This is a genomic window from Legionella impletisoli (assembly GCF_900639875.1).
Classification (GTDB): domain Bacteria; phylum Pseudomonadota; class Gammaproteobacteria; order Legionellales; family Legionellaceae; genus Legionella_A; species Legionella_A impletisoli.
This window is the reverse complement of sequence record NZ_CAAAIA010000015.1, coordinates 24,605-35,961: the sequence shown is the minus strand read 5'-3', so window position 1 is coordinate 35,961 and position 11,357 is coordinate 24,605. Positions and strand designations below refer to the sequence as shown.

Sequence of the window (11,357 nt, the reverse complement as noted above, 5' to 3'; positions counted from 1 at the left end):
CTCGATTTATTAGAACGATATGACCCAGGAGAACTTAAACAAATGCTTCGCCAAATAATAGGAGAAGCATTTGTGTAGATACCTATGCCTTAATGCGGGGGACCAGCGATCTTCGATTAAGCCATAGCCTCGCTCCTAAATGATATACATATGAAATACAATAAAAATCGCAACCCATGCTAGCATGTTTTTTTCCTTTAATCTGGATAATACACATCAGGCAAATGCTCAAACCCCGGTTTAGCGAAAAGAAACCCTTGATACAGTTCAATGTTATTCGCTCTTACCATTCATATTCGGCGATGGTCTCAACCCCTATGATGAGTGCAAATTGCTCTGGCTCTTGAATGGCTTCTTTTTCAGTAATTTCTAAAATAATTTGGTTTTGTTTTAACCCTGCTGATGACGTTAATAATTCATTAATGTTTGCGAGCTATACTGAAAATCATAGAGAAAGCTAAGAGAATGGAGGGATTAGAATGAGACAAGTGCCAAATCCACTTCAAGATAAAATTACCGCAATAGACAACGCTCGTACACTTAATGAGGCAATCAGCGCCTTAAAAGATGCACTGCAATTGATCGGAGGCGAACTTCAGGTTTCGGGTACACCTGGTTCACCTGCTGGATCAGATTTAAAGTTTGCCGACCCGGCGCTTTTACCCCAGGGCTTAGTGGTTGATGCACTGCGGTATACCGAGCCTAGTCAATCCGATTATTCCGATAAAGCAGTGCAAGCTGCTTTTAATATTGCCACTCATTTAGAATCGCAAGATAAAGACAAATTAAAATCAAACTTTGAATATTTAGAAACCACATGGTGTCCCAAAATAATAGATGATAAAACGTATGCTTTAGGCTGCGTATTCTATGCATTTTTAAATGCCCTAGTAGATCCTAAAACAGAACTTAATAAAGATTTTAAAAATAAATTAGGTTGGGTGAAAGCACCTTTCGTTTTAAATTTTTTAAGTCCCATTGTACCTGTTTTATTCAATCGCCTTGAAGTATATGAAGCGCATAAAAAAGATACGCTAGAACGAACGGTTCATTTTCTACAGAAAAAAGATAAATGGGGGGAAGAACTCGAAGCATTTGGCAAAGCAACTTCATCTGATGAAATTCAGCTGCTTTTAGAAACGGATTTCGACCTGACTGGTGAGGTGCCGCTTGAAGAGGCCGAATTACAGCGCTTACAAACCATCATTACTGAAAAAAAACAGCAAGTTGAAGGGCTACGCGCCACAATTCAAGCCTTTAGACTCCCTGAAACCATTAAAATTTCGCGATATATAGAACTTTTAGCCAATCCAACCACGGATCCAGAGGTGATAAAAGAAGAATGGCTAAAGCTTTTTAATCCACCGACTGATCCCGTAAAAGACAAAGGATACGGCTCAATTATTCCGATTGAGACGAGGGATATCTCATCTTACTTAACCGAAGACTATCACCGAGCGATGGAAGATGCAGAAGAATCGTTAAGTCTTCTTGAAACGCAGTTAACCCAGCTTGAATCTAAATTTGCAGAAGGACTCACTGCTCAATATCGAAGAGAATTAGAACAACATGTAACTGAAGTATTAGCAGAGCATCCTATACCTCTAGCCCCTGAATTCCTTGATTTTGACCTTGAGACGCCAAGGTATCATGTTACATTATCGGATGACGGCAATTTCGTAACACGACTTGAAGCGGATAAAGCCGCTTATGAAACAATGATTGAGTCTTTAGAAACATATTGCTTGGCTTTATCTGAGCGATTGAATGCATTACAAGATCATTATGATCAATTTGAATCAAATTATCCTCTTCCCATAACCTCATCAAGCGACAACAGCTCCGCTCTTCAAGAATTAAGAGAGCAAACATTAGTCGCACTCTTAGGGAAGGTTCAGGAAAATAAAACGAAACTTGATCAAACAGAAGGTTTAGTTACAGCCGCTCGCGATGAGCTAAAAGCCATTGAAGAGGAGCTAAGACAACAGTCTGGTGAAGGAAGAGCAAGAATCTTAGCCGAAATTCAAGAACAGATAGGGCAAAAATTGGCAACGTTAGAAAAAATTACTGAAGCCGTAACGATTGCTAAAAGAACGTTATCCCCTTTACCGGATAGAGATATCCATGGCGAGAAAGAAGCCTTGTTAAGATTAGCCGAGCAGCGCAAAGACGCTCTTCGCGAAGCAGATGAGCAACTGGCTGATTTTCAGGAAAAAATAGAACAACGATGGGGTCTTTATATTCCTGCCTCTCATGTTCCAAAAGATCAATTAAAAGCCTATCTTGAATGCACCAAAGAACTGAGTGATTATATTGATAGTATCTATGAACGGGAAGAACGCGCTTCAGCCAGATATGGACTTAATTTGTCCTATTTTTTTGATCGTGTCTCCCATCATTTATCGATTTATTCGTCCAGTAATTTAGATTTAGAAATAGAAGACTTACTCAATATCATTCAAGAGAAACGAAGACAGATTCAAAACGAGCTGGCCATCGAGATAACCGAAGTACCAACTGAACCCCATACACTACAGGGTCAAGGAGAAGAGAATCTTTTTCAACTTCAATCTCAGTATCAAATGCTGCTAGAGCCCCATCGCCTTCGAGAAAGACAAGCGCAACACATTGCTAAACTTGAACAAATGCAAACGTTGGCTGAATTTGACTGTCAACAGGCTCAAATTCAGCAAGAAATTCAAGCGCTCGAATTTCAATTGGCTGACTTTTGGCCTAAATCAGAAGCGCTGGATACATTTATTGCCGAGCTAGAACATTTAGCCTCTGAAGAAATACTCCCAGAAGTCCAGGAGCACATAAGCGCGATAGAAACCTGGTTAAGTCATACCGCCTTAGAAAGCCGCTCTATTCAGGAGCTTTATGATCAAATAAGTTTGAATCTACGAACATTTGATACAAATTGGGCGACTATGACTTCGGATTATAGCGGATTATCTGAATCAGATGTTGGGGAGATTGCACAAAGAAAGGCTTCCTTAGCTGAGACACAACAAACGTTAATGACGAGAAAGGCTGCAATTGATGAGAAATTTTTACGCATTCGTGAACAACTTCAAAGTTTGAAAGCAAAGGAGCAGTTAGAGGGAATACCACTTGAAATAAGTAATGGCGAAGAGCCTCCAACTATTGCAAGGTTTAAGGAGTTATGCACAATTCAAAAGAATTTTTTTGGAGGCGTTCCACTAGATTTTTTTGAAGAAGATCCAGGGTTGATTACAGGAAAATTCGGCAATTATCTTAAAGAGCGAGGAGAAACCTACGCGATTCGAGATAAATTTGGTTCATTTTTTTACGGCCAAAAGAGCGAGGCTGCGAGTCGCTTAAAATACTTGAAAGAACTTCAATATGCATTCATCGAATATCGTGATAAACCAGATGCAAGGGTATCTTATCAAGATTATTATGATGCACTTTTGGTTTTAATTGATCAAGGTCTTAAGCAATTTACTCCACGTCGATTCGGTGATTATGAAAAATCCTTGCATGCGCAGCTAACTCAATTTAAGAAAAGCTTAGTAGATAATAAAGAACAATTGGAGACTTTTGAAGCCTCCATTGAAAAAAAATCAGATAGGCCCGTACAGCAATCGCATAGTTTATGAAGACTTATTAGGGCCTCTTTACAGGCCCTAGGAGCTTTTCTCCTATTTTTCTCCTGTAACGCAATAGTTACTGAATTCAAACCGTAATTCTCCCTGATATTTTTTCTTGCTCTCCTCCGCGAAGACATTCACCATCGCTTCTTGAATTTGCGGAATGATATCCGGAGAAATTTGTCCTTGATAAAATGATACGCCGCGAACAAATTTTCGAAAGGTATCTAAGCTTGGCAGAGTTAAGGATTGGTGATGTCGCTCTACCTTTAAGGTTCTAAATGGCAAGGGTTCTAATTGGTCGCCCAGATCCTCAAGTTGTTTATAATTGACCGGTGAGACAAATGTCTCTAATTCAGGAAATTGGCGTGATTTCTTAACCTCCAAAAACGTCGTCATAAACGCATCATCTCCCGTGGGGAAAATGGTCAGTAATTTACCACCAGGTTTTAATGCATCAAAGATGTTTTGAAACGCTAACAAAATATTATGAGTCCATTGCAAGCACCAAAAAGAAACCACGTAATTAAAGCGCTCACTGAAAGTCATTTCGGTGATGTCACCTTTAATAAACTGCGCCTGCGGAAAGCTTTTTGCATTTTTCCGTGCCAAAATAAGCATATTTTCAGAGGCATCTAGTCCGATAAACGAAGCCATCGGAAATTTCTCAAGAATTTTGAGGCTAAAAGAGCCATCTCCGCAGCCAATATCCAGCACCCCATCTTGAGACTGGATGGTTAATTGATTTAAATAGCGCAGGGCAACGGTTGCTTGAATGTAGGAACCAATCGCATAATCTTCAGCAGGCCATTCTTTATTTGACACCATTCATCCTTAAAGAGTTAAAAAGCCAAAGAATCTAAATTCTTTGGCTTAACACGCGTTATACTCGGTGGGTTGTGGTCGTACCATAATAGTTGTGAATTTTATCTCCCCAAGCTTTATTCGCCATATCTGGCCAATGATCCTTATCAAATCCGGGAGAATTTTTTAATTTTTCTTTATCCACATTGATTCTGAAGCAATCTTCGTCATCATCATAAGAAAAAATATCCCATGGCATAGCAAATAATTTATCGCCCATCCCTAAAAATCCACCAAAGGATAACACCACATACTGCACTTGACCTGTGATTTTATCTAACATGAGCGCTTCGACTTTGCCTAAATCTTCATCGTGATGATTTCGAACCTCAACCCCTACAACTTCATTTGCTTTGACTAGTCCATTAGTTGTCATCATTATCTCCTTTATGAATAAGTTGTTTTATTAAATCCATCCTAAGGTTAGACAACGAATAAAACGTTCACAAGGTTAAAAAATACGATATAGAGCCAATCTAATGATTATATTAAGTTATTTTAAAGAATTTTTTTTTCGTATAGCATGATTAGTCATCATGAACGATAAATGCTTGCCAATTCGTGATTTTGCCTTGCTTCAGTTTAGCAATTACAGTGACATCATCATGGTAATGATGATGCTTTTTATCCGTAACAGAAATGCGATAATTAAAAGCAGCCATGTTATCGCTCGTAACTAGGTGGCTCATAGGTAAGTCGGCTTCACTATGATGTACTTTTTTGGCAAGCGCTTGCAAACGCTTAGCCAGCTCTTGATGATTTTTGACTAACAATTTGCCATTTACAGAATATTGAACGGATTTGCTGAAATATTGGTTTAAAGCCTCTACCGAGATGAGCGATGGGTTTTCCGAAGCTTTATTCATCCATTTGAACAGTTCTTTTATTGTATTTTTATTTTGCTCGGCTTTTTCAGTTTTTTGATTAGGAATGACCACCCCCATATGATTTACTGCGGGGGTAAACGCTTGTAAAGTGGAAGTACATAGTAATAAAAAGAGAGCGTTTAATCTATAATTCATGTGAGAGAGGCCTATATGGATTGGATGCTTGGAATCTTAAGAAATTTCAGTAACGAACACAATTTTTTTCTGGAGAAGCAATGACTAAAAAACAAAAGCCTTATAAACGATTGTATCGCTCACGTGATGAGCGGATGATTGCAGGCGTATGTGGTGGGCTTGCTCAATATATGAATAGTGATCCAACATGGGTTCGATTAGCGTTCTTATTGTTTTTGTTATTAGGCGGTAGCGCGTTATTGGTTTATCTCGTCATGTGGCTTGTAGTTCCTTTAGAGCCTGAGTAGTTTGGGCAAATGCTCACTCATATATGAGTGAGCATAAAAGTTAAATTGTTTAGCTTAGCTTTTCCTCTGGGTTTAAAACCAACCATTGGAAGAGTAAATTATCCATTTTTTCTCTAGCAGCAACTAGTTCATCAGAATCAGTGAGGCGGGGGGGACGTAAATCTTCACAATGAGCCGCTCCCGAAATGATTGTATATGCCAAGTTTTTATTGGTGGCATTATAATTTAGGGGGCTTAGTGATAAGCGCGCCCATGGATCATTTGCTCCATTGGTAAAATAGATCCTCGATACGGATTCATGGAGCAAAGGATAATAAAAAGAATGATTGAATGCTTCCGTATTTGCAGGCGAAGTTAAGCCAAATAGCCGTTGGCATACTTTGCGATGATACTGATTATTAATACGGCTTGAACGGGTAGATTTTTGAGGATCAGTGTTTACATTTTGCCAGTAACCTTGTTCAGTGCAAGACTGATAATACCACTGCCGCATGCCGATACCGTGTTTGTAATCTTCTGCGTTTTCACTCATAGCACTTTGTGGCGTAAGCTCAACAGGGGTTAGATTAAAGTCCTTGTAGATGGTTTCTGCAAATGCTGCATAACCTTCTATAGGGCTTTCATGTTTTGCCAGTGCGGCACAAAATGCTTGGTGTTTGCCGTATTGAATTGAAGTTGCAGCTACATCGGCAATAGCATAGAGAAAATCATCTGGATCAACAATTTCTTCGGCATGAAATAACGCTTTAATTTGAATAAGTCTTGCTGGATTAGCGCTTTTGATGGCTTGCTCAACTTCAGCCGTTACTTGCCTAATGTTCTCAGCACAAACAGGACCTGCTACTTCGGCTACATGCGCGTCGTATTCATAAAAATCTTCTTTCGCCATGACGGGCGCAGACGAAGCCAATGCACCTTCAACCAACTCAGGATTGCCTAAACGATAATATGCAGCAAGAGCGCCTGCGTAAGAACCACCAAATACAACCCAGCGCCCCTTCCAATTGTTTTCCCTTTGGATGCTGCGCTGAAAGTAGGCTAGATCATCTAACGCTGCTTGCGTTGATAATCCATTTAAATGCTTTGTAGTGAGTGTGCTATAGGGTTGGCTCTCACCATAATAACGATGCTCAAGTGCCACAAGTTTGGCTTTATATTTTTTGGCGTATTGACGAATCGCCCCATTTAGCTCATTGGGGGAACAAGCACCTTCACCACAAACGTATAAAAATACGGGGGAATAATTAGAAGGTCCAAATGTTTCGTCTACAAAGTAGCGTTGGGAAAAGGTACCAAGAGATGGAATGTTATGATTTATTAGTTGTTCAAATCGTTTTTCAAGTGCAGGAGACTTTAATATCGCGGTAGGTTGATTTTTTTCTTCTAGAGCACGTTGAAAATAGTACTCTAAAGGACCGGCTAATGACTTAGAACAAAAAAGAACGGCTAGGGAGCTCACGATAAAACGCTTTAAATACATCTGTATCTCCTCCTTGAATATCCCCGGAGAATTCATCGTATCCGATTCGTTTTAGAAGCACAAGAGCGAATAGTTTTGAGTTTGATCTGTTTAAATTTAATCCAGCTCACGCTTATGCGGACTGTTATAGTCAATACACGGTCCAACTGGTACAATTTGAGTTGGATTGAGCATCTTATGGCTAAAATAATAATGACGCTTTATATGCTGAAAATTAACTGTATCGGATATCCCGGGCCACTGATACAATTCTCTAACGTATCCGGATAGATTTGGATAATCTTCTAATCGTTGCTTATTGCATTTAAAATGCCCATGATACACTGAATCAAAACGAATCAAGGTGGTAAAAAGCCGCCAATCGGCTTCGGTGATGCGTTTTCCTGTTAAATAGCGCTGTTTTGCAAGGATGGATTCAACCTGTTCTAAGGCATCAAATAAACGCTTGTATGCTTTTTCATACGCATTTTGCGTTGTGGCAAAGCCGCAGCGATAAACCCCGTTATTAATGTTTTCATAAACAAGCGAATTAATTTCATCAATGTTTGATTGGAATGCTAAAGGATAATAATCATCGTGATTATCCGTAATGGCATTGAACGCCTGATTGAACATTCGAATTATCTCGGACGATTCATTATTAACGATTTGTGAGGTTTTTTTATCCCAAAGAACGGGCACCGTTACGCGCCCAGTGTAATTGGGATCATGAGCCGTATAAACTTGATACAGGTAATCAAAATGATTAATGGGATCACCTGTGCTGCCTTCGTCTTTATTAAACGTCCATCCTTGTTCTAACATGTCTGGGCTTACAATGGAGAGCGAAATGTGCTCTTCTAATTGCTTTAGTTTACGAAAGATTATAGTCCGATGAGCCCAAGGGCAGGCGAGTGAAACGTAAAGATGATAACGCCCACTTTCTGCTTGAAATCCCTTGCTCCCAGAAGGTCCCTTACTACCATCTCGTGTTATCCAATTATGAATTTGTGTTTTTTCTCGTTTAAATTCACCTTCATTGGATTCGGTGTCGTACCATTGATCCACCCATTCACCTTCCTGTAGTAAACCCATTGTTCCTTCCTTCTCTAATTATTTTTTTGCCTTTCTTGCCTCGTTAATTTTTTTATCCGTATTGTATTGCGATAAGCTATACACTGCCCATAACGCAGCTGGGATCCAGCCAATTACAGTCAACTGTAAAATCAAACAAATAATCCCAGCCACGGGACGGCCGATGAAAAAAAAGCTTAAAAAAGGTAAAAAAATTGCCAAAAATAAACGCATGAATTCTCCTTTAAATACCGATGAATTTGTTTTGCTTACTCTATCAAGCGCGTAGATAAGCGTTACGGCGGCATATTTCCTTGTAACTATAGACTCTGGGTAAAGCAATCCAGTTTATTCTTTGAAAAGAAATCCTTTTCCTTTGTTTGCCATACTGGCTGGGTCCCAGTACCACCCAATAGTTTTTTTGTTTTGTTAATTTTCCCTTAAGTATAGACCTAATAAACTGATCTAAAGAACTAAAAATAAGAGAAAAAAATGGCTCGTACCAATCATCTTTCAGCCCTGGAAAAACAAATCGCTCTGCAAACACAACGCCTTGAACAAGCTTATCAAGATGCAGAAAGAGAGTTTAATCAAGCTCATCACGACATGACTAGAAAATTAAATGCTATGGATCGACTGCTCTCTACCGTTCAAATGGATGAAGATGAAGAATTAAACCAGTTATTAGGGGAAATTGATGCTCTTTCTGGTAAAGCTTTGGAAGAAGAGATCAATCGCTTGCCGAAGGCGCCATCGCCTCATGTAACAAAGACTTTAACTCAATCCCAACCTTTCGCGTCGGTGGCTCTTTCTCCTGTGGCTAAACCGATCATGGAGAAACCTCGGGATTCTTTAAGATCATCAGAGCCGAGTAATGGATTGTCTCGTATCATTAGAGCGATTAAACGATTCGTCAATTTGTTAGAAACGATAGGTTTTGCACTTTATCATATGTTCAAGCCCAATTCAGAACAACCTAAAACATTACCTACAACCGATGTACACGTTGAATGCCCAGCTAATACGGCAATTTCGCTAAATCAAGCGCGAATGCTTCGCCAGGAAACACAACAATTACACGACGGCTTAAGGCGTTTTAACCAAACATCAAAACAGCTTCAAACCGAAAAAAGGCAGGAATTACATTTAAAACGACAGATTGCAAAAGCTAAAAATCCAGAGGAACGTGAAAAGTTATTGCATGCCCAGCAACAAATGAAAGCTCGAATTGCAGAGCTAACAGAACGACATAAACAAGAGCAACGAAATCTTGATAAGGGTTCTCAGGCACTGCAGCAAACTGCGACTAGATTTTCGCGCTAAGTCAAAGGTTTTCTATTGGGAAAAAAAATAGCCATTAATCTGCAAGCAGGTTAATGGCTATCAAATAAGTGTTTTACAGCAGAGTTAAATCGCTTCTTAAGCTAATTCAACTTCTTCAGCTTGAGGACCTTTTTGGCCTTGGCTTGCTTTGAACTTAACAGAGGCACCTTCAGCAAGCGTTTTAAAGCCGTCCGATTGAATGGCGCTGAAGTGCACAAAGTAATCTTTGCCATTGCTTTCGATAAAACCGAAGCCTTTGCTTTCGTTAAACCACTTAACTGTACCTTGAATTTTTTCTGACATTGTAACGATTCCTAAAAAAATGAGCCCCCATTCTACCACGTTTAATAGACTTTGCTAGTACAGAAGTATAGATCAAGAAAAAATCATGCTTTGAACATGAAATATTACCTTCGCACCCTTCTTGCGGGAGAGGTCTTTGGGAGCTCTTTTATAAGTACTATAGGGATCTCACCCCATTGCGTGGTGTAGCTCGGGGATTTCATGGTTCGCTGCATAGACCAAGGCTTAGCATGCCCTTCGGCTGCTAATTTCAAGATGCTACGTCCAAATCGCGCGTTAATTCGTCCGATGGTATGCATCAATCGTTCGCAATGTTCAACGTCTGAGTCTTCGACCGCATGAAATAAATCGGCCTGTCTTGGCGTTTTGGGAATTAAATCAGCCAGAGTGACTCCCACCTTTTTATAATGAATGTTTTCTTTAAATAATTGCTTAAGACACAGTTTGGCTGCACGAGTTAAAGACCGTAAATCATCTGTTGGCGTGATCAGCTTAAACCCTAATGCATTGGAATATTGAGGAAGATCTGCACGGAATTTGTTAGACAATACAAAAACCGATAAATATTGGGCAACCGATTGCTGCTGGCGCATTTTTTCCCAAGCACGAGCCACATGATTGCTGATGGCTTCAGCAAGCGCTTGGTAGTTCGTTTGTAAGCTTCCAAACGATTTTGAGGAAATGATGGATTGCTTTGGCTCAATTTCCTCTAACCCAAGGCAAGGCGTGCCCCTTAATTCATAAGCGGTGCGTTGTAAAACGACGTTAAATCGCTTATGGATGAGTTGTAAATCGGTGCGCGCCAGGTCGCCGGCAGTGCGAATATTCATCGCCAATAATTTTAAAGACCAGCGCCGGCCAATGCCCCATACTTCGCCAAGGTCAATTTTATCCAACCATTCTGGAAATGCTGTGATATTAAAAACGGGGATCTTTAATTGCTTTTTCGCGACATGATTGGCTATTTTAGCGAGCGTTTTGGTTTGCCCAATTCCAATAGACGTTGGAATGCCGGTTTCTTTTAAAATCCGTTTTTGTAATGTTTGACAAAAGCGAGTATGTTCTGATTCAGGCAGGGTGGATAAATCTAGAAACGCCTCATCAATCGAATAAATTTCGACATGATTCCACTGGTCTTCAATAATAGTCATAACACGGTGCGACATATCGCCATAAAAGGTATAGTTGGAGGAAAAGACGATGACTCCATGTGCTCGGCATAAGGGTTTGACTTTAAAAAAGGGCTCGCCCATGCCAATGCCAAGCGCTTTGGCTTCATTAGAACGAGCAATGACGCACCCGTCATTATTCGATAACACAATAATTGGCTTATGACGCAAGTCGGGACGAAACAGTCGCTCGCAAGATGCATAAAAATTATTGCAATCGATTAATGCGAACATAAAATACT

General features: G+C 39.9%; 11 protein-coding genes. 3 read left to right on the top strand and 8 right to left on the bottom strand.

Annotated elements, in window-relative coordinates; all coding sequences use genetic code 11:
- Nucleotides 1-479 precede the first annotated feature (479 nt).
- Nucleotides 480-3,623 (top strand): hypothetical protein, encoded by a 3,144-nt coding sequence (locus E1O41_RS11595; RefSeq protein WP_131777500.1) that lies wholly within the window; start codon nucleotides 480-482, stop codon nucleotides 3,621-3,623.
- 42 nt (nucleotides 3,624-3,665) lie between these two features.
- On the opposite strand, the gene E1O41_RS11590 is transcribed toward E1O41_RS11595, so the two are convergent.
- The 3 genes from E1O41_RS11590 to E1O41_RS11580 form a co-directional block, all read right to left on the bottom strand.
- Nucleotides 3,666-4,442, bottom strand: coding sequence for a class I SAM-dependent methyltransferase (locus E1O41_RS11590; RefSeq protein ID WP_229669397.1), 777 nt, complete (start codon nucleotides 4,440-4,442; stop codon nucleotides 3,666-3,668).
- 55 nt (nucleotides 4,443-4,497) lie between these two features.
- Entirely contained in the window at nucleotides 4,498-4,857 is a 360-nt protein-coding gene (locus tag E1O41_RS11585; RefSeq protein WP_229669396.1) for a PRC-barrel domain-containing protein, read from the bottom strand.
- 148 nt (nucleotides 4,858-5,005) lie between these two features.
- Nucleotides 5,006-5,500, bottom strand: coding sequence for a hypothetical protein (locus E1O41_RS11580; protein ID WP_131777498.1), 495 nt, complete (start codon nucleotides 5,498-5,500; stop codon nucleotides 5,006-5,008).
- Between the two features lie 80 nt (nucleotides 5,501-5,580).
- Here E1O41_RS11580 and E1O41_RS11575 point away from each other — a divergent pair, with 80 nt between their 5' ends.
- Complete coding sequence (locus tag E1O41_RS11575) at nucleotides 5,581-5,787, top strand: PspC domain-containing protein (protein WP_131777497.1); 207 nt, start codon at nucleotides 5,581-5,583, stop codon at nucleotides 5,785-5,787.
- Nucleotides 5,788-5,836: 49 nt separating this feature from the next.
- On the opposite strand, the gene E1O41_RS11570 is transcribed toward E1O41_RS11575, so the two are convergent.
- The 3 genes from E1O41_RS11570 to E1O41_RS11560 all read right to left on the bottom strand — a co-directional run bounded on the left by E1O41_RS11570 (nucleotide 5,837) and on the right by E1O41_RS11560 (nucleotide 8,554).
- On the bottom strand, nucleotides 5,837-7,267 hold the full coding sequence (locus E1O41_RS11570; protein WP_131777496.1) for a S28 family serine protease: 1,431 nt from the start codon (nucleotides 7,265-7,267) through the stop codon (nucleotides 5,837-5,839).
- 96 nt (nucleotides 7,268-7,363) lie between these two features.
- A complete protein-coding gene (locus tag E1O41_RS11565) occupies nucleotides 7,364-8,341 on the bottom strand; it encodes a glutathione S-transferase family protein (protein ID WP_131777495.1) in 978 nt (325 codons plus the stop codon).
- Between the two features lie 18 nt (nucleotides 8,342-8,359).
- The gene (locus E1O41_RS11560) at nucleotides 8,360-8,554 is read right to left on the bottom strand and encodes a YqaE/Pmp3 family membrane protein (protein WP_131777494.1); all 195 of its coding nucleotides are present in this window, start codon (nucleotides 8,552-8,554) and stop codon (nucleotides 8,360-8,362) included.
- A 258-nt stretch (nucleotides 8,555-8,812) separates the two neighbouring features.
- Between E1O41_RS11560 and E1O41_RS11555 the strand changes: the two genes are divergently transcribed.
- Complete coding sequence (locus tag E1O41_RS11555) at nucleotides 8,813-9,643, top strand: hypothetical protein (protein WP_131777493.1); 831 nt, start codon at nucleotides 8,813-8,815, stop codon at nucleotides 9,641-9,643.
- Between the two features lie 96 nt (nucleotides 9,644-9,739).
- On the opposite strand, the gene E1O41_RS11550 is transcribed toward E1O41_RS11555, so the two are convergent.
- The gene (locus E1O41_RS11550) at nucleotides 9,740-9,946 is read right to left on the bottom strand and encodes a cold-shock protein (RefSeq protein WP_131777492.1); all 207 of its coding nucleotides are present in this window, start codon (nucleotides 9,944-9,946) and stop codon (nucleotides 9,740-9,742) included.
- A gap of 104 nt (nucleotides 9,947-10,050) precedes the next feature.
- A complete protein-coding gene (locus E1O41_RS11545; RefSeq protein ID WP_131777491.1) occupies nucleotides 10,051-11,349 on the bottom strand; it encodes a Y-family DNA polymerase in 1,299 nt (432 codons plus the stop codon).
- Between the last annotated feature and the right edge of the window lie 8 nt (nucleotides 11,350-11,357).